Below are 19,205 nucleotides of genomic sequence, written 5' to 3' on the forward strand. Positions count from 1 at the left end.
CGATCCACGATGGCGCAGGAACTGCTCGTCGAACTGAGCCGGCGCGGCATCAAGCTCCGGCTGGCCGCCGATGACCGCCTGGACGTCCTGGCCCCGGCGGGCTCACTGACCCCCGAGCTGCGCGACGACCTGAGGCGGCGGCGCGATGAACTGATCACCATCCTGAGAGGGGTGGAGGCGGGCGACGAATCCTCCGCGATCGCTCCGCGGCCGGATCAGCGGCACGAGCCGTTCCCGCTGACCGACATCCAGCACGCCTACTGGGTCGGGCGCAGCCCGGCGCTGGATCTCGGCGGGGTGTCCACGCACGTCTACTTCGAGCTCGAACGCGACGGGCTGGACCTGGAGCGCGCACAGGAGAGCCTGCGCTCGGTGATCGACCGCCACGACATGCTGCGGGCCGTGATCGGAGCGGACGGCACGCAGCGGGTCCTGCCGCGGGTGCCGCCCTACGTCATCGCGACGGCGGACCTGCGGGGGCTGCCGCCGGAAGAGCGGGACGAGCGGCTCGACGCGACGAGGCGGGGGATGGACCACCAGGTGCTCCCCGCCGACCGATGGCCGCTCTTCGACATCCGCGCATCACGGATCGGCGGTGACCGCACCCGTCTGCACGTCAGTCTCGACACGCTCATCCTCGACGGCTACAGCATGTATCTCCTGTTCCAGGACTGGCGCCGGTTCTACGAGGAACCCGGCTGGAACCCGGAACCGCTGGCGGTCGGCTACCGCGATCACGTGCTGGGCGAGGAGGCCGCGCAGGAGGGCCCGCGGTACAAGAGGGCACGCGAGTACTGGATGAGCCGGCTCGCCGAGCTCCCCGCCGCACCGGCACTGCCGCTGGCCACGCAGCCGTCCCGGCTGACCCGCACCCGTTTCTCCCATCGTGGCGCGCGGATGAGCGGCGACGGCTGGCGGGCGATCAAGCGGCTGGCTCGGCGGCACGCCCTCACGCCGTCCGCCGTGCTGATGACCGCGTACGCCGACGTGCTCCGCCACTGGTCCGACCAGCCGGACTTCACCCTCGACCTCACGCTGTTCAACCGGCCGCAGACGCACCCGCAGCTCGGCCGGCTCATCGGCGACTTCACCTCGGTGACGCTGCTCGCCGTCACGGCGCCGGAGGGGGAGGAGTCGTTCGCCGGCCGTGCCAGGCTCCTGCAGAGCCGGCTCCTGCGGGACCTGGAGCACCCGTCGTTCAGCGGTGTCCGGGTGATGCGCGAGCGCACCCGGCTGACCGGCGGCGGCCCGGGCGCGAGCATGCCGGTGGTGTTCACCAGCGCGCTGGTCCTCGGCTCGGAGGACGACGACCCGTCGGACGGCCTTCACTTCTTCGGCGAGCACGTGTACGGGATCACGCAGACGCCGCAGGTCTGGCTCGACCATCAGGTGAGCGAGGAGCGGGGCGAGCTGGTCTACAACTGGGACGCGGTCGAGGAACTGTTCCCCGCCGGTCTGCTGGACGACATGTTCCACGCATACCAAGAGCTGATCGAGCGGCTCAGCCGGGACGAGGAGGCATGGGAGCGCAGCGGTCCGGCGATCGCGCTGCCCGCCGGACAGGCCCGGGAGCGGGACGAGGCCAACGCCACCGCCGCCGGCGTCCCCGCACGCACGCTGTGCGACCTGGTCGAGGAGCAGGCACGGCGACGGCCGTACGCCACCGCCGTGATCGCCGATTCCGGGGCCGTGACCTACGGCGAGGTCATGGCGGACGCCTACCGCCTCGCGCACCGGCTCCGCGCGCTCGGCACGGAGCCCGGCACGCTCGTGGGCGTCGTCCTGCACAAGGGCGCGGAGCAGGTCGCCGCAGTGCTCGGCGTGACCCGGTCCGGCGCGGCGTACCTGCCGATCGATCCGCAGTGGCCGCGGGCCAGGCGCGACCAGCTCATCGAGCGGGGACGGGTCCGCGTGGTGGTGACCTCGCCCCAGCTGCGCGACGAGCTCACCTGGCCCGGGGGCGTCACCGTCGTGACCTCCGCCGACCCGCGGACCCGTGCCTGCGCCCCGGAGCCGCCGGACGTCGCCCCCGCCCCGGAGGACCTCGCATATGTGATCTTCACGTCCGGTTCGACGGGGACGCCGAAGGGCGTGATGATCGACCACCGCGGCGCGGTCAACACCGTGCTCGACATCAACCGCCGGTTCGCGGTCGGCCCGGACGACCGCGTCCTGGCGCTGTCCTCGTTGAGCTTCGACCTGTCGGTGTACGACATCTTCGGCATGCTGGCGGCCGGAGGCGCCGTCGTCATGCCGTCCCCGATCGACCTGCACGATCCGAAACGCTGGTCCACGCTCATCGAGCGGCATCGGGTGACGGTCTGGAACTCGGTGCCCGCCCTGGCGCAGGCGTGGGTGGACGCCCCCGCGTCCGCGGCCGAGCGGACACCGCGGGTGGTGCTGCTCAGCGGCGACTGGATCCCCGTGTCGCTGCCCGGCCTGATCCGCTCCCGGCACCCCGCCGCCCGGGTCATCAGCCTCGGCGGCGCGACCGAGGCGTCCATCTGGTCGGTGTGGTATCCGATCGGCGAGGTGCCCCCGGAGTGGACCCGGATCCCGTACGGCAAACCGCTGACCAATCAGACGCTCCACGTGTACGGCCCGGGCTTCGTGCGGCGTCCCACGTGGGCGGCCGGCGAGATCTGGATCGGCGGGATCGGTGTGGCGAAGGGCTACTGGGCGGATCCGGAGAGGACGGCCGAGCGCTTCGTGACGCACCCGGAGACCGGGGAGCGGCTGTACCGCACCGGTGACCGCGGACGTTACCTGCCCGGCGGCGACATCGATTTCCTGGGCCGGGAGGACCACCAGGTCAAGGTCAACGGATACCGCATCGAGCTCGGCGAGATCGAGGCGGCGCTGCGCGGCCGGGACGCGGTCGAGGAGGCCCTGGTGACGGTCGCGGACAATCCGCTCACCGGCGGCCGGCAACTCGTCGCCTGTGTGGTGGCGTCACCCGGCGCAGCGGAGGACGACCTGTCCCCCGCGGTGCTCCGCGAGGCGCTCGAAGGGCTCCTGCCCGCGTACATGGTGCCGCGTCACTACCTGCGGATCGACGCCGTTCCGCTGAGCGCCAACGGGAAGGTCGATCGCGCCGCGCTGCCACTGCCCTGGAGCGACGCGGCTCCCGAGGAGGCGCCGACGGCGCCCCGCGACGACCTGGAGCACCGGCTGCTGAAGATGTGGAGCGACGCCCTGGGCCGGGACGACTTCGGCGTCGACGACAACTTCTTCGAGCTCGGCGGCGACTCCCTGCACGCCGTCCGCATCCTCACCCGGATTCGTAAGGATCTCGGCATCGAGCAGGAGGCCGAGGATGACCTGGAGATGCTGTTCGACCACCCCACGATCGCGGAACTGGCCACGAAGCTGCACGAGCGGATGAGATGTTGACCACGATGACGCGGGCCGTATCGAGCGGATGGGACGACGTGATCGTCGGCGCCGGTTCGGCCGGCGCCGTACTCGCGGCGCGGCTCTCGGAGTGCCCGGACCGCCGGGTGCTGCTGCTGGAGGCCGGTGTGGACCGGACCGACCCGGACCGCGCCGCGGACATACCGCTGATGGATGGCTACAACTGGGACTATTCCGCCTACATCGCCGACCCGGTCGACGGGAGCCGGGAGTACCCCTACCGGGTGGGGCGGCTCGTCGGCGGATCGTCCGCGGTGAACGGCGCGCTCGCGGTACGCGGCCTGCCCGGGGACTTCGACGCCTGGGCGGCGGCGGGCAACCCCGCATGGGCGTGGAAACACGTCCTGCCCTTCTTCGCCGCGTTGGAGACCGACGCCGACTTCGGCGGCGAGCCCGGCCACGGCTCCGGCGGACCGCTGCCCGTCCGGCGTGACCGGGAGCTGGCGCCGCTCGCCGCCGGGTTCCTCCGCGCCTGTGCCGCGCTCGGCCTGCCGGAGGTCGGCGACCTGAACGGGGTGGACGCCCCGGCCGGGGCCGGCCGCATCCCCCGCAACGTGGCGGACGGCCGGCGGATGTCGACGACGGAGGCGTATCTGGCGCCCGCGCGCGCCCGGCCCAACCTGGCGGTGTGGGCCGGATGCCAGGTCGTGCGCGTCATTGTGGAGGGCGGGCGCGCCCGGGGCGTGGAGGTCGTCCGGGACGGCGGGATCGTCACGGTCAGCGGCGGCCGGGTGACCCTGTCCGCCGGCGCGGTGAACACACCGGCGATCCTCCAGCGTTCGGGCGTCGGCCCTGCGGACCGGCTGTCCGCACTGGGTGTCCGGCCGGTCCTCGACCTGCCGGGCGTCGGCCGTAATCTCGTCGACCATCCGTTCGTCGCGCTGTGGGCGGTGCCGAAGGACGGTGTGTGCCGTGCGGGCGACCCGCTGCACCAGGTGCTGGCACGGCTGGCCGGCCCCGGACGCGCCCCGGACCTCAGCGTGACGCTGCTGAACAACGTCACCGGCCTCGCCGTTCCCGCGATCGGTGCGATGCTGCGTGGGCGGGTCGGGGTGTCGCTCTCCGCGGCGCTGCTCAGCCCGGAGTCGCGCGGCTTCGTCGCCCTCCGTGACGCGGATCCCGGAACGCCGCCGGTGATCGCGCTGAGGCTCGCCTCGGCCGGCCGTGACATCGAGCGGCTGATGACCGGCATGCGGGCCGTCTGGTCCCTGATCCGCGACGACGAGATCGCCTCGCTCCTCCAGCGCGTTTTTCTGTGGACCGACCGGATGGTCGACGACGACGTGATGCTGCGCTCGTCCGTCGCCCGTTTCGTCTGCCCCTCATGGCACCCGGCGGGAACCGCCCGGATGGGGCCCGCGGACGACCGCCTCGCCGTGGTCGACGAACGTCTGCGCGTTCACGGCATCCAGGGCCTGCAGGTGGTGGACGCCTCCGTGATGCCCACGATCCCGAGCGCCCCGACCAACCTCAGCTGCATGATGCTCGCGGAAAGGGCTGCCGATTGGATGGGATGACTGCCACGGGAACCCGGGCCGGCGCGCCGAAGTCCTGGGGCGTGACCTGGCGACCCGTGCCGGACGCGACGATGCGGATCTTCTGCCTGCCGCACACCGGGGCCGGCGCCGCCGCCTATCGCGCCTGGGCGGCGTACCTGCCGCCGGAGATCGAGCTGGTCGCGGTCCGGCTGCCGGGCCGCGAGACGCGTTTCCGCGAGCGGCCCTTCACCCGGATCGGCGACCTGGTTCCCGCGCTCCTCGACGGCCTGTGCCCGTTCCTCGACCGGCCGCATGCCTGGTTCGGCCACAGCATGGGCGCCCTGGTGGCCTACGAGATGTGCCGGGCTCTTCGCGACCGGGGGATGCCCCCGCCGGAACGGCTGTTCGTGTCCGGCCGTCGCGCCCCGCACCTGCCTGATCGCGACCGGCCCGTGCACGACGCGCCCGTGGCCGACATGGTGGCGCGGCTGGAGGAACTGAACGGGACACCGCGCGAGGTGCTCGACGACCGGGCCACGCTGACCACCTTCCTGCCGATGCTGCGGGCGGACTTCGCGGTGGCGGAGACGTACCGCTGGCGACCCGCCGGGCCGCTCCAGTGCCCGATCTCGGTCTTCGGCGGGACCCGCGACCCCATGGCCACGATGGCCGAACTGCGTGCCTGGGACCGGCACAGCGCCGGCGGCTGCACCGTGCGGATGTTCGACGGCGACCACTTCTTCCTGCACGAGTCCCGCGGGCCGGTCACGGCCGCCATCACCGACGACTTGTGGACCGGCTCAGGGAGGCCACATTGACCGAAGTGACCGAGGTGCCCCGGGCGGCCTCGTCTGCCCGGGACGCCGGAACGGACCCGGCGGACGGCGGCGCGCCGTTCCCGCTGACAGACCTGCAGGCCGGCTATCTGGTCGGCGCGAGCCGACTCATCGAGCTCGGCGGGTTCCGGCCGAACCTGTATACCGAACTGGACGTCGTCGGTTTCGACCCCGCCCGTGCCGAGCACGCGATCAACCTGCTCATCCGGCGGCACGAGCACCTGCGGACCTTGGTGCTGGCCGACGGACGGCAGCAGGTGATCGGGGAGGAGCGCGTCACGCCGGTCCGGATCCCCGTCGTCGACGTGTCCGGCCTCTCCCCCGCGGACCAGGAACAGGCGATCCTCGCGACCCGGGAACGCATGCTCGACGAGGGCCCGGATCCGACCGGCTGGCCGCTGCTCGACATCGTGGTCCACCGGGTCCGGCCGCACCGGCACCGCGTCCACTTCGCGATGAGCCTCCTGCTGCTCGACTCCGCGAGCACGCTCACGCTGCAGCGGGAACTGCTGCTGCTCTACCGGGATCCCGGTGCGGAGCTGCCTCCCGTGCGCCGCACCTTCCGCGAATGCGTGCTGGCGCGCATGGCCCGGGAGGACTCCGACGCCTATCGGGAGCAGTGGCGTTACTGGGAGGATCGCCTCGACTCGCTGCCCGGTCCCCCGCAGCCTCCGCTGGCGCGCCGGCCCGCCGGAGTGTCCCCCGTGCGTCTCACCCGCCGCGCGTGCGTGCTGACCGCCGACCAGTGGAATCGGCTGCGCGCGAACTTCCGCAGGCGCCGCGTCCTGCCGACCACCGGGCTGCTGCACGTCTTCGCGGAGACGCTCGGCGCGTGGTCGGCCACGCCCCGTTTCTCCCTCAATGTCCTCCACCAGAACTGGGCGCTCCAGGATCCCGACGTGGAGGGGGTGGTGGGGCAGTTCAGCGCGACACTGCCGCTGGAGGTGGACCTGACCGCCGACGAGGACTTCTGGGCGCGGGCGCGCACCCTGCAGAGCCGGCTCTGGACGGACCTGAAGAACGCCGAAGTGACCGGTGTGCGGATCACCCGGGAGCTGGCCGCCCGCCGCGGCTGGACCTCGGGCGCGGCGATGCCGTACGTCTTCAACAGCATGCTGGCCTCGGGAGAGCACGCCCCCCGCGCCACGAGGCCGGCCTGCCGCAGAATCACCACCGGTCTACGCACTCCCCAGGTGCTCATCGACAACCAGGTCCTCGACGACGTCGACGGCGGCGTCGCGTGCGTGTGGGACGTCGTCGACGACGTCTACCCGCCCGGCCTGCCGGACATCATGTTCGACGCGTACCGGACCATGCTGGGGACGCTCTCCGGCCCGGACGGCCACGAGACCGCACCGGACCCCGTGCCGGCGGGGCATCGCGCGCTCGTCGCGTCCCTCAACGTGCCGCGGACGCCGCCCGGCGGCCGTCTTGAGGACGGTTTCCTGCGGAACGCGCGCGCACACCCCGACGCCGTCGCGGTGATCACCTCCGAGCGCCAGCTGACATACGGCCGGGTCGACGACGCCTCTCGCGCCGTCGCCGCCTGGCTGGGCGAGCAGGGCATCGGGCCGGGCGACGTCGTTCCCGTCGTCATGGCCAAGGGGTGGGAGCAGATCGTCGCGGTGCTCGGCGTGCTGCGGGCGGGCGCCGCCTACTGCCCGGTCGACGCGGGACTGCCCGCAGAACGGATCCGGCATCTGATCCGGGAGTGCTCGGCCCGGGCCGTGCTCGGTCAGTCACACCGGCCGCTCGCCGAACCACCCGGCGTACCGGTCCTGCACGTCGACACGTTGCACGCCGGCGCGCCGTCCGAGGGCGCCGGGCATCCGGTCGTCGTGCGGGCGGGAGGCGAGGACCCGGCGTACGTCATCCACACGTCCGGATCGACGGGGCGGCCGAAGGGTGTGGTGATCGAGCACCGGGCCGCGCTCAACACGATCCATGAGGTCAACCGGCTCATCGGGCTCGGGCCCGCGGACCGGGTCTTCGGCATCTCGTCGCTGAGCTTCGACCTGTCGGTCTGGGACGTGTTCGGGGCGCTCACCGTGGGCGCGGCGGTGATCCTGCCGGAGGCGACGCCGCGCCCCGACCCGATGGGCTGGGCGGCGACCGCACGGGCCTGCGGCGCGACCGTGTGGAACTCGGTTCCCGCGCTCGCCGAGATGCTCGCCGAAGTCGTGGAGGAACGCGCCGGCCTGGGCCGGCCTCCCGTCCGCGCGTTCCTGCTGAGCGGCGACTGGGTGCCGACGTCGCTGCCGGACCGCCTGCGCCGGCTCTGGCCGCGGACGCGCGTGGTGGCGATGGGCGGTGCGACGGAGGCGTCCATCTGGTCGAACGTGTACGAGATCGGCCGGGTCGACCCGTCCTGGCGCAGCATCCCGTACGGCACGCCGCTGCGCGGACAGACCATGGAGATCCTCGACCACCGGCTCGATGTGCGTGCGCCCTGGGCCGTCGGCCGGATCTACATCGGCGGCGCCGGCCTCGCCCGCGGCTACGCGGGTGACGAGCAACGTACCGCCGAGCGGTTCGTACGGCATCCCCGCACCGGAGAGCGTCTCTACTGGACCGGTGACCTCGGCCGCTACCTCCCCGGCGGAATCATCGAGTTCCTCGGCCGGGAGGACCGCCAGCTCAAGATCCACGGTTTCCGGGTGGAGCCCGGCGAGATCGAGTCGGCGATCCGCGAGCATCCCGGCGTGCGCGAGTGCGCGGTCAGCGCCGTGTCCGGAGCAGGCGGCCGGCCGCGGCTCGTGGCGTTCGCGGTGCCGCACGCGGGCCGCGCCCCGGACGCCGCCGCGATCACCGCCCGTCTGCGCGACCGGCTGCCCTCGTACATGGTCCCGGGGCAGATCCACGTGCTGAACCGGCTGCCGCTGACGTCCAACGGGAAGGTCGACGTCTCCCGCGCGCTCACGATGGTGGCGACGCCGCCACGAACCGGGCGGACCACGGACGCGCCGGACGACACGCTGACTCGCCGGCTGACCGAACTCTGGGAGGAGATCTTGCAGGCCCCCGGAGCCGGGCCCGACGGCGACTTCTTCGCCCTGGGCGGCAACTCGCTGCTCGCGCTCCGCCTGATCAACCGGATCCGCGCGGAGGTGGGCGGCGACCCGCAGTTCGGACTGATCTTCGAAGCCCCGACGGCACGGGCGCTCGCCATCCGGATCCGGGACGGCGGAGCGGGGGGGTGCGCCGTCACCCTGGCGGCCGGCACGGGCACCGAGCTCTTCCTGTTCCACCCGGTCGGCGGTTCCGTCCGCGCTTACCACGCTCTCGCACAAGCGTGGCCCGGACCTGTCCGCGCGTTTCAGAGCCGCGCTCTCGTCCATGGGCAGGCCGCCGTTCCCGAACCCGGCCTCCCGGCGATGGCCGCGGCCTACTGCGACGAACTGCGACGGCTCGCCCCGCGGGGGCCGTACGTCCTCGGGGGCTGGTCGATGGGCGGCGTGCTGGCCTACGAGGTCGCACGCCGCCTGGCCGAGACGGGGGAGCGGACGGACGTCTTCATGATCGACAGTACGGCCGACGGCGATCGGTCGCCGGACACCGACGTGGCCCGGCATCGCGAGTTCCTGCGTGACCTGGCAGGCGGGCGGCTGCCCGGCGCGGTGACAGCCGTTCTCCGGGACGCCGATCCGGCCGGGCTGACGAGAGCGGCGCGCGACGCCGCGGTCGAGCACGGGCTCCTGCCGGTCGAGATCGACGTACCGGCATTCGAACGCCTGATGCGGACGCACACCCACAATCTGACGATCCTCGCCGCGCACCGGCCGGACACCTCGGACCGGCGCACGCTGCTGTTCGTCGCGGGGGACGTGGACCGGCCGGACCCCGCCGTCGCCTGGCGTGCGGTGTGCGCGGGCATCGAGGTGGAGGTCCTGCCCGCGGATCACTACTCGATCGTCGCCGACGACCGGATCCCCGGCATCGTCGGCCGCGTCACCGCCTGGCTGGCGGAGCCGGCGGCCGGACGGACGGCAGCGGAGTGAGCCGCGTCCGGACTCCCGTTCCGGCGGAGGGGCGCCCGCCGCTCCGCGGCGCGTGCCGGGCATCGTCCCCGGCCGCCTCCGCTCCCGGAGGGAACCACTCGTACTCCCGGCGATGTAGCCGCCCCAGGACTACTCCGCAGCGGGCACCCGCAAGACCCATCCCAGGTACGACGACGGCGGATGGCAGATGAGCGAAGATCGAACAGGACCACGTCCACACGAGGAGAAGAGCGCGATGACGCAGCAAGGGGTTCCGGCGCAGGAACTGCGCGGAACGTTCTCCGGCGAGATCCACGTGCCGGGAGACCCCAGGTACGACGAACAACGGATGCCCTGGAACCGCAGGATCGACCCACACCCGGCCGTCGTCGCCGAGGCCACCGGGCCGAAGGACGTGCTGGCGGCGGTGCGTGTGGCGCGCGAGCACTCCCTGCCCTTCGCCGTCCAGGCCACGGGCCACGGCAACCTCGCCCTCGCCCACGCCGACGGAGGCCTGCTCCTCCGCACCCCGGGGATGGCGGCGGTCGAGGTGGACCCCGGGCGCCGCACCGCCCGGGTCGGCACCGGCGCCCTCTGGTCGGACGTCGTCGCCGCCGCGGCGCCATTGGGCCTGGCGCCGCTGTCGGGCACTCCGTCCGTCGGCGTGACCGGATACACCCTGGGCGGCGGCATCGGCTGGCTCTCCCGCAAGTACGGCCTGGCCTGCGACAGCCTGGTGCGCGCGGAGATCGTGACAGCCGACGGCGAGTTGCGGACCGTCGACGCCGAGCAGCATCCCGATCTGTTCTGGGCGCTGCGCGGCGGCAGCGGCAACTTCGGGGTCGCGACCTCCCTGGAGTTCCGGCTCTACCCCGTCGGCCAGGTGTACGCGGGCATGTCCCTCCACTCGCTGGACCGGGCCCGTGAGACCCTCGCGCTCTACCGCGAGTGGTCGCGCGAGGAACCGGACGAGATGAACACCGGCGTCACCCTGATGAGCCTGCCGGACGCGCCGATGATCCCGGAGCCGATGCGCGGCAAGCAGTTCCTGTCCCTTCGCGCGTTCCACCTGGGCACGGCCGAGGACGCCGAGCGCCACTTCCGGCCGCTGCTGGACGCCGCGGGGCCCGCGGTGATGGGTCAGTACGGGATGATGGACTTCACGTCGGCGGGTCTGGCGATCGCCGGTCCCCCGCCGCCGCCCGTCCTGGCCCGCCAGCAGATCGAGCTCTGCCGCGAGCTGCCCGACGGTCTCATCGACGTGCTGCTGGAGGCGATGGAACCCGGTTCGCCGCTGACGGCGATCGAGATCCGGCACTGGGGCGGCGCCATCGAGCACGCGGGGCCCGACGCCGGGCCGGCCGGCCACCGCGACGTCCCGTTCTCCGTCATCGCGACGGCGATGTACCCCCAGCGGGAGATGGACGCGGTCGTCGCCCCCTACCTCGAAGGCCTGCTGGGGCGGATCCGGCCCTTCTCCACCGGTGGTTCCTTCCTGAACTTCCTCGGGAACCCGGCCAAGGCCGAAACCGCCTTCACCCCGGAGAACTACGCGCGCCTCCGCGAGATCAAGCGCTCGTGGGACCCGGACAACTTCTTCCACGTCAACCACAACATCCCGCCGCTGTGACCAGGTGGAGCGCCGCTCTCCGAGCGGCGCTGTAAGGCGTTCGACGGCCTCCGGCCGGCGGCGCGGCCCCCGGGAGGGTACGCGCCGCCGGCCGGAGGCCTCTGTCGTCAGGGCGGCCCCTCAACAGCACTCTGGGAGATGACGGTCGGAAATGAACGGCGCAGGATGAAAGAAATTGTCACGGGTGATTTTTCGAAAACACCTCGAGGTCACCGCCGAACGTAACCGGTCATGGAAGCCAGCCGATCGTGCGGTCATGGCCGGGAGAGGAGCGACGTCATGGGCGAACCAAGACTCCTGTCCGGCCGCGTGCGACCGGCCCCCGACACGAGTGCCGCGAAATGAACCCCGGAGGAAAAGGCCGCGCGAAACGGCGCCTATTCCAGGTCGGCATAGGAGTCCTCCTGGCATTCGGCGTGGCCATCCATTTGTGGGTGAGCAAGCAGTTCGGCATGTGGATGGTCGTCATCGTCGTCGCACTGCTGATTCTGCACATTCCGGTGGCGATGTACGTGCGTCGCTCACTTCGCCGGCGCCGTGCCGCCGCCGCGACGCACATGACGAGGTAGCCCCGGCGACGGTGATCTCCACAAGGGTCAGGGCGGGCCGGTGACCGGCCCGCCCTGCCCGTGTCTCAGGGACCGTTCTCAGCTCCTGTCGTGGCCGCCGACGACGGCCAGGACCGGCAGGGCCAGCAGCACGGACGCGCCCGCCACGGCGAAGGCCGTGACCCCGCCACCGTAATAGAGGGGGAGCCAGACGACAGGCGCGAGCGCCGCCCCGGCGAATCGGAACGCCGACACCGCCGAGAGCACACCGCCCCGGTTGCCCGGCACCGCCCGCACGGTGAGGTTCTGCAGCGCGATGGTGAGCATGGAGGACGCGGCACCCGCCGCCGTCCAGCACAGGGCCAGCGTCCAGGCCGTGCCGGTGACGCCGACCAGCGCCACGAACACGGCCGTCGCCACCGCGGCCACCACCCCGCACATCCTGGCGCCGAAGCGCTGGTTGAGGCTGCCCCAGGCGGGCCCGAGCAGCAGACCGGCCACGCCGAACCCCAGCAGCGCCACTCCCGTGAGGCCGGGCCCGACGTGCAGGCTGTCGTTCAGATAGAGCGCGACCATGAACGGCAGTGCGGCCGCGCCGAGATAGGACACGAACCCGCCGACGGCCAGCAGTCCGACGTCACGGCGCAGCAGGGACCGCCAGGAGGGAGCCGCGGTCCCGGGCCGCGGCTCACCCGGCGGTGGCGAGAGACTGAGCAGGACGGCCACGGCCGCGACGATGACGAACGCGAACCGCCAGGACCCGGAGGCCGCCATACCGCCGACGAACGGCGCGACGGACTGCCCGGCGGCCACCCAGCTGGAGATCACCCCGACCGACCGGCTCAGGCGTTCGCGCGGCACGAGATCGGCGAGGCCGGCCACGAGGAGCGGGCCGGTGAAGGCATTCGCGGCGCCCATGACGGCGCGGGCCAGGAGGAATATCCCGAGGGACGGCGCGAAGGCGCAGATCAGCGAGCCGAGCGCGTAAACGAGATAAGCGGCGCGTACTGTGCGGCGGCGGCCCCAGCGTTCCCCCAGCGTGCCGGAGATCAGCTGGATGACGGCGAACGGCACGAAGTACGAAGTGATCGACGTGGCGACCGCACCGGCCGAGACCTGCAGGGACTCGCCGACCTGCGGGAGCATGGGCGCGAGGACACCGCCGCCGAGCGGCCCCAGAAGCGCGCCGACATACGCCGACGGCACGGCGACGCGCGAACCGGGCGTCCGCCGTCCCGCCTCACGGGCCCTCACCACGGAGATCCACCCCCGGTCATGCCTTGCGCTCCTCCAGGTAGGCGAGGATCTCGTCGGCGGCGCGGACCTTGCCGCCGGATTCCCGGACGTGCCGCTGCAGGTCGAGCACCTTGTCACGCGCGCTGTCGTCGGCGGTCAGGTCCAGCACGGCGGCCCTGACGTTGTCCGCGGTCTCCTCGCCCCTGGCGATGACACGGCCGACGCCGAAGCCGGCCAACTGCGCGGCGAGCCCGTCGGCGGCCGCGATCTGTGGCATCACCACCAAGGGCACGCCGGCGTACAGCGCGTGCATGACGGTACCGGTCCCGCCGGTGCAGACCATGACGGCGGCGTGCCGCAGCACGGCCTGCAGGGGGATCCACTCGTGGATCTCGACGTTCGGGGGGAGCGGGCCGATCTCGGCGGGGTCGACTCCCGGCCCGGTCGTGATGACGACGTGCCAGGGCAGGCCGGTGAACGCGTCGATGCAGGCACGGAAGATGTCCGGCTGCTCGTTGAAGCTGGTGCCGAGAGAGATCAGCGCGACGGGAGCGCCGCTGCCCGGAGGCCGCCAGTCCCCGTCGAGTTCGCGCCGCCGGAAGCACGGGCCGACGAAGACGAACCTGTCGTCGGTCGCCGCGTCGACGTACCCGAACCGGCTCGGATAGAAGACGAGCTTGAGCGCGTCGGGGTCGCCGCGCAACTGGTGGAAGGCCACCTCGGGGTCGATGTCGTTCATGTCGGCGAGCTCGCGCAGCTCCGCCTTCAGCTCGGCGTACTTCGCCTCGCCGATCGCCTCCGGGGTGACGTGGGAGCTGACGCAGCCGACCGGGTAGACCCGGACGGCGGGCCGCTTCCACCGGGCCGCCAGCGCCTCTCCGACGAAGCGGACGAAGCCGTCGTAGACCACGACGTCGGGGAGATCGTCCCGGAGGCGGGCGTCGAACATCCGCGTGACCGCGAGACCCTCCTGCGCTCCGCCGAGAAGGACGCGGGCCAGCCAGTTGTCGACGCCCGGCGGGAAATCGCGCTGCACGTCGATCGTCGACTCGTATGTCAGCACGGTGGCGCCCGTCGAGGCGACCTCCTCGGCGTACTTCTCGGTCGCCGGGTAGGTGACCCGGTGCCCCCGGCGGACCAGTTCCTCCACCACCGCCAGCGTCGGCATCAGGTGTCCGGCCGCGGGGATGTTGAAGAAGGCCAGGTGTGCCATCGGTGCTCTCCTCGTCTTTCGCTCGCGCCGCGTTCGCCGCCGGCCCCGCGTCACGGTACGACGACCGGGGCCCGCCTCGGCCTTACTCCGGCCTGCGGCCGCGGATGGAGAGGAACTGGTGGCTGCGGATGACCACCGAGGGGTCGCCCATGATGTCGTTCAGGAAGACGTCGACGTCCTCCGCGGGGACGCCTATCTCCACGATCGCGTCACGCTTCTGCGCGATGTTGTTGTGCAGGAGCTTGCAGCCGTACTCGCCGCCGGTCCACGACTCGGCGAGCCAACGCGTCCGCACCGAGGTCAGCCCGGCCTCGAGCATGGTCTCGTGCACCCGCTCGCCCCAGTAACCGTCGATGCCCTTGGCCTCCATCATGTCGTAGAAGCCCGTCACGACACGCGTGAAGATCTCGCCCTTGGCCGGGTCGGGCATGACCAGCGCGCGGGCCGGGGTGCGGATGAACTCGCCGAGCAGGAGCCAGCCGCCCGGCCGGAGAGCCTCGGCGAACCGGTGCACGACCTCCCGGCGGTTCGGCAGGTGATGGGTGAGCAGGCGGGCGTGGATGAGGTCCAACCCCCCTTCTCCCGGAAGGGGCTCGTCCCTGCTCATGTCCCGGGTGTGGATGTCCACGTTGGGGAGCGAGGGCACCATGTGCACGTCCTGGTCGACGGCCGTGACCCAGCCCTGCGGGCCCACCCGCTCGGCCAGCATCCGGGTCACCGACCCGCCGCCGGCGCCGAGGTCCATGCAGCGCCACCCCTTGCCCACCGCGATCTCGTCCAGCTCGGCGCTCGTGAAGGGATCCAGGAACGTCTCCAGCGGATTCAACTGCGCGGGGACGTTGTGGAAGACGTAGTCAGCGGTGTTCGTCATCGGGCTCCTCGAATGACTCGTCGGGTCGGTGTGCCGCCTGTCACGGCTGGTAGCTGAACAGCTCGTTGTCCCGGTAGACCTCGTCGCGGCGGTTCGCCACCTTGATGGCGAGGTCCCGCGCCTTGGCGATGACCGGATTGTGGGTGTGGCCGAGCTTGGCGATCAGCCGGGAATGCCGGACGATTTTGTTGGCCCGCTGTCCGCGGGCCCGCTCGTACGCGCGCAGGGCGGCAGGCAACGGCTTGCCCGAGGCCAGCAGGTCCGCGAGCCGGGCGGCGTCCTCCAGCGCCATGTTGGCCCCCTGGCCGAGGACGGGGCCGATCGGGTGCGCGGCGTCGCCGAGGAGCGCGACCCGGCCCGAGTACCAGCGTTTGAGCGGGTCGCAGTCATGGACGTCGGTCACGACCATGTCACTCAGATCGCAGGACTCCACCGTCTCCGGCAGGGGGGCGGCCCAGCCGCCCCACAGATCCAGCAGGTCGGCCTTCGCCTCGGCGACCGATTTCGCGGGCCAGCTGTCCTCCGGCCCGTTGACGGTGGCCGTCCAGAAGAGCCGTCCCTCGTCGCATGCCTCCGCGAAGAAATGCCCGCCGGGACCCACGAAGACGAACCCGTCGCCGTACTTGGACGGCCGCGGCGAGATGCCGCGTATGGAGGTGAATCCCAGGTAGCGGGGCCGGGCCGCGCCGGACACGGTCCCTCGCACCGTGGAGCGAAGGCCGTCGGCGCCGACGACGACGTCTCCCGTCACCGAACCGCCGTTCACGAGCCGCAGGATCGCGCGGTCGCCCGACGTCTCGGCGGACGCGACGGCGGAGTCGTGGTGGACCGCGACGGTGTTCGGACCGGGGCTCGCCGCCGCCTCGGCGAGCAGGCGGTGCAGTTCGGCGCGCAGGATCCCGACGAGCGGGACGTCCCATCGGCTGGAGAACGCCTGGACATCGCGGCTCTTCAGCAGCTTCCCGTCGGACGCCATGATGCGCATGACGTCCTTGTGCCGGTCGCTCGTCCACCCGGCCCGCCGTACCTCGGCGCCGAGGTTCGCACTGATGTGGTCGAGGGACTTGACCCCGTTGGGGGTCAGCTCGATGCCGGATCCGCGGTTGCCGTAGCCCTTGGCCCGTTCGAAGACATCGCTGTCGACACCGCGCTCACGCAGCGCCACGGCGAGCGCCAGCCCGCCGATCCCGCCGCCCGCGATCAACACCTTGATCGGCTTCATGCCGGCCTCCTGAGAAGATGCGGACGTTGCCCATGGGTCGGCGCGGGGGAGGCCATGCCGTGGTTCGAAACCGGAATCACGCGCCCGCTCCTGTCCGCATCATCAATGATGCGGCGAGTGGCGCGTCACTGTCTTCTCCCAGGTTGCTTCACGTTCTTCCGGAATTTCGCCGGCGCGACTCCGGCCTGCGCTTCGGCGAGGCTCAGCCGCGATTTCCCGAATTGCACTCCCTGAAATTCTCGGTCATTTACTTGTAAACCCTGAATTCGCTGCCTAGCATCGCGGTCACATGTGCAGGTCCGCGAGAAACCGAACGGGTGCCGGATGACGACTACCACCAATATCGAGAATGTCGGCGCGCACATGGCGGAAGAGTGGCGGTCGCTGCGCGTGTCCGTCCCGCCGGACGGGATCGAACGGCTGCTGACCACCGTGGTGGACACCTGGGCGACCGGGGCGAGCGCGGCCGGCGAGATCGACGGCTGGTACTTCGAGCGTCCCGGCGAGGACGGCACGGACCTGCGGCTTCATCTGCGGGACGCCGCCGGGCACGCGATGGACGAGCTGCGCGCGCGTGCCGAGACGTTCGCCAACGGATTCCCCGGCGCGGTCGTCGAGGAATGCGATCGCGAACTGGACGCCTCCCGGTTCGGGGGCGACGACGGCGTGGCCGCCTGCATGGCGCACTTCGCGGCCTCCAGCGCCCTCGCCGTCGAGACCTTCCGCGAGACCACCTCCCGGGCGACGAGGCTGCTCGCGGCCGGGGGCTTCCTCCTCGCCTCCGCCCGGGCGATGGGAGCGGACTGGCGCGCCGCCGTCGGCTGGCTGCGCGGGTACGCCCGCGGACGGGCGCCGGCCACCGAGGCGGCGCGAGCGCGCGACACCGCCGAGACGGCCTACTTCCGCGACGAGGCCACCTGGCAACACCACCATGACCGGGTCCGCGCCGAGATCTCCTCACCCGGCACCACCGCCGGTTTCTGGCACCTCCGGCAGTGCGGCATCTGGTCGGAACTGCGGCGGTTGCGCCAGATGGGCCGCCTGGATGCCTCTCCCGAGGCGGTCTTCCACGAACTGGCCCACGCGACGAACAACCGGCTCGGCCTGTGCCCGGAGGAGGAGGTCCAGGTGGCGTGGCTGTGGTCGATGGCGCTGGTCGCGCCGGGCCCGCGCCTGCCCTTCTTCGCCGACACAGTGGAGTCCGTCGACCGGCAACTGCACGAGCAGAGCAAGTACTTCCCCGCGCGGCTGCCGGTCCAGGTCCCGGACATTACGGCGAAGGTCTCCACCGGCCGGCAGGACATGGGTACACCGGAAGAGGTGGTCCGGCTACCGGAGCCGTCTGCGCCGGACGGCCCCGCACGCGGGTTCGAGGAGGTGCTGCTCGCCCGCCGGAGCGCGTACGGACGCTACCGGGGCCCGCTCACGGTCGCCGAGTTGAGCACGTTGCTGTACTTCTCGGCCGCGGAGACCGCCGACAAGACCCTGCCCGGCGCGGAGTCCTCCTACCGGGTGCGGCCCTATCCGAGCGGCGGCACCCGCTACCCGCTGCGCCTGCTGGCGTACTGTCACGACGTCGAGGGCCTGCCGCGCGGCACCTACCTGTACGACCCGGCGGAGCACGCCTTGGGACGGTTGAGCGACCGTGACATCTCCGCCGATCTGATGCGGATGGCGCCGGCCACCGATCCGCGGATCCCCACCCCGCCGAAGGCCGGCGGGAACATCGACGCCGGGGAATGCCCGCTATGGATCATGATGGTCGCCGACCTGACCTACCAGCGCCTGCACTACGGGCTGCGCTCCTACCGGCTCGTGATGCAGGAGAGCGGCCACCTCGGGCAGAACCTGTCGCTCGTCGCCACCTGGCTCGGCAAGGGGTGCGTCGGTCTCGGCGGCTTCTATGACGACACGGTCAACCAGGTGCTCGGCCTCGACGGCGTCGCCTCCTCGGTGGTGTACGTCTACGTCTTCGGAACGATCGAGTAGGCGGGAGGGCGACCGGCGACGCGGATCACCCGCTATCGGGCGCGCCCGTCGCCGCCGGACAACTGCCGGATGAACTCGCCCAGCTCGGTCTCGAAGAATTCCTCGGGGTCGGTGACCGCCCAGTCCATGTGCCCGAAGATCTCCATGGCGATCATGCCGTACAGCCGGGTCCACGCGGACAGGAAGGCGAACACGACGGGCAACTCGATGTGCTCGTTCTCGGCGACGTAGGCGCCGAGGGTGGGCACGAGCCGCTCCTCGGCGGCCTCGACCTGGGGTGTGGCGAGTTCGCCGCGCCGCCACAGCTCGGCGAACTCGCCGAGAAACGCGACACCGACGCAGGCGGCCGCGTGATCGGACTCGGTCGAGCCGTCCGCGCCGACCGGTCCGTGCACGGGTGGGCCGAGCATCAGCCCGAACTCCTGCCGGTGCTCGAGCCCCCACTGCCGGAACGCCCGGGCCATCGCGGCCACCCGCACGGCGGGATCGTCGCCGACCTCGTCACGCGCCGCCTGGGTGACTCCGCCCAGTTCTTCGAACAGGTCGACGCGGAGCGCCGCAACCAGCGCGTCGAGGCTCGGGTAGTAGCGATAGAGCGCGGAGGTGGTCATCCCCATCTCGCGGGAGATCGCGCGGAGCGAGACCGCGGCGGGTCCGCCGGTGACGAGCAGTCGCCGCGCGACGTCCTTCATCTCCGCAACGGCTTCCGCGCGCCGCCTTTCGCGCCACGTCAGTGATACCACGTCGCCTGCTCTCCGGTTCCGTCCCGTCCGCCACTTCCGCCAGACGGC

General features: G+C 71.9%; 12 protein-coding genes. 7 read left to right on the forward strand and 5 right to left on the reverse strand.

The genetic code is table 11. From position 1 onward, the window contains the following. Positions 1–9 precede the first annotated feature (9 nt). From ACTOQ3_RS12855 to ACTOQ3_RS12880, 6 genes are all read left to right on the forward strand, one after another. Positions 10–3,393 carry an amino acid adenylation domain-containing protein gene (locus ACTOQ3_RS12855; protein WP_440083613.1) on the forward strand — a complete coding sequence of 1,128 codons (3,384 nt, stop codon included), beginning with the start codon at positions 10–12 and terminating at the stop codon, positions 3,391–3,393. 5 nt (positions 3,394–3,398) lie between these two features. Further along, a complete protein-coding gene (locus ACTOQ3_RS12860; RefSeq protein ID WP_440083614.1) occupies positions 3,399–4,931 on the forward strand; it encodes a GMC family oxidoreductase in 1,533 nt (510 codons plus the stop codon). A gap of 41 nt (positions 4,932–4,972) precedes the next feature. After that, positions 4,973–5,710 (forward strand): thioesterase II family protein, encoded by a 738-nt coding sequence (locus ACTOQ3_RS12865; protein WP_440083615.1) that lies wholly within the window; start codon positions 4,973–4,975, stop codon positions 5,708–5,710. Between the two features lie 5 nt (positions 5,711–5,715). After that, complete coding sequence (locus tag ACTOQ3_RS12870) at positions 5,716–9,726, forward strand: non-ribosomal peptide synthetase (protein ID WP_440083729.1); 4,011 nt, start codon at positions 5,716–5,718, stop codon at positions 9,724–9,726. A gap of 235 nt (positions 9,727–9,961) precedes the next feature. Beyond that, positions 9,962–11,335 (forward strand): FAD-binding oxidoreductase, encoded by a 1,374-nt coding sequence (locus tag ACTOQ3_RS12875; protein WP_440083616.1) that lies wholly within the window; start codon positions 9,962–9,964, stop codon positions 11,333–11,335. A gap of 434 nt (positions 11,336–11,769) precedes the next feature. Next, entirely contained in the window at positions 11,770–11,904 is a 135-nt protein-coding gene (locus ACTOQ3_RS12880; protein WP_440083617.1) for a hypothetical protein, read from the forward strand. Between the two features lie 78 nt (positions 11,905–11,982). Here the strand turns inward: ACTOQ3_RS12880 and ACTOQ3_RS12885 are convergent, their stop codons facing one another. The 4 genes from ACTOQ3_RS12885 to ACTOQ3_RS12900 all read right to left on the reverse strand — a co-directional run bounded on the left by ACTOQ3_RS12885 (position 11,983) and on the right by ACTOQ3_RS12900 (position 16,425). Then, the gene (locus ACTOQ3_RS12885; protein WP_440083618.1) at positions 11,983–13,140 is read right to left on the reverse strand and encodes an MFS transporter; all 1,158 of its coding nucleotides are present in this window, start codon (positions 13,138–13,140) and stop codon (positions 11,983–11,985) included. Between the two features lie 16 nt (positions 13,141–13,156). Next, complete coding sequence (locus ACTOQ3_RS12890; RefSeq protein ID WP_440083619.1) at positions 13,157–14,332, reverse strand: macrolide family glycosyltransferase; 1,176 nt, start codon at positions 14,330–14,332, stop codon at positions 13,157–13,159. A gap of 82 nt (positions 14,333–14,414) precedes the next feature. Then, positions 14,415–15,203: a methyltransferase domain-containing protein gene (locus tag ACTOQ3_RS12895; protein ID WP_440083620.1), complete on the reverse strand. Its 789-nt coding sequence runs from the start codon at positions 15,201–15,203 to the stop codon at positions 14,415–14,417. A gap of 40 nt (positions 15,204–15,243) precedes the next feature. Further along, on the reverse strand, positions 15,244–16,425 hold the full coding sequence (locus ACTOQ3_RS12900; protein WP_440083621.1) for an FAD-dependent oxidoreductase: 1,182 nt from the start codon (positions 16,423–16,425) through the stop codon (positions 15,244–15,246). Positions 16,426–16,749: 324 nt separating this feature from the next. Between ACTOQ3_RS12900 and ACTOQ3_RS12905 the strand changes: the two genes are divergently transcribed. Continuing rightward, positions 16,750–18,414: a thiopeptide-type bacteriocin biosynthesis protein gene (locus tag ACTOQ3_RS12905; RefSeq protein WP_440083622.1), complete on the forward strand. Its 1,665-nt coding sequence runs from the start codon at positions 16,750–16,752 to the stop codon at positions 18,412–18,414. 32 nt (positions 18,415–18,446) lie between these two features. Here ACTOQ3_RS12905 and ACTOQ3_RS12910 read toward each other — a convergent pair whose 3' ends face one another. Beyond that, positions 18,447–19,106 (reverse strand): TetR/AcrR family transcriptional regulator, encoded by a 660-nt coding sequence (locus ACTOQ3_RS12910; RefSeq protein WP_440083623.1) that lies wholly within the window; start codon positions 19,104–19,106, stop codon positions 18,447–18,449. Positions 19,107–19,205 lie beyond the last annotated feature (99 nt).

It is taken from the genome of Streptosporangium sp. LJ11 (assembly GCF_051918945.1).
In the GTDB taxonomy this organism is placed as follows: Bacteria; Actinomycetota; Actinomycetes; order Streptosporangiales; family Streptosporangiaceae; genus Streptosporangium.

Bases quoted from the DNA above. Each gene is read 5' to 3' on its own strand.
- ACTOQ3_RS12855 (WP_440083613.1), top strand. From the start codon at position 10: ATGGCGCAGGAACTGCTCGTCGAACTGAGCCGGCGCGGCATCAAGCTC.
- ACTOQ3_RS12860 (WP_440083614.1), top strand. From the start codon at position 3,399: ATGACGCGGGCCGTATCGAGCGGATGGGACGACGTGATCGTCGGCGCC.
- ACTOQ3_RS12875 (WP_440083616.1), top strand. From the start codon at position 9,962: ATGACGCAGCAAGGGGTTCCGGCGCAGGAACTGCGCGGAACGTTCTCC.
- ACTOQ3_RS12890 (WP_440083619.1), bottom strand. From the start codon at position 14,332: ATGGCACACCTGGCCTTCTTCAACATCCCCGCGGCCGGACACCTGATG.
- ACTOQ3_RS12895 (WP_440083620.1), bottom strand. From the start codon at position 15,203: ATGACGAACACCGCTGACTACGTCTTCCACAACGTCCCCGCGCAGTTG.
- ACTOQ3_RS12900 (WP_440083621.1), bottom strand. From the start codon at position 16,425: ATGAAGCCGATCAAGGTGTTGATCGCGGGCGGCGGGATCGGCGGGCTG.
- ACTOQ3_RS12905 (WP_440083622.1), top strand. From the start codon at position 16,750: ATGACGACTACCACCAATATCGAGAATGTCGGCGCGCACATGGCGGAA.
- ACTOQ3_RS12910 (WP_440083623.1), bottom strand. From the start codon at position 19,106: ATGAAGGACGTCGCGCGGCGACTGCTCGTCACCGGCGGACCCGCCGCG.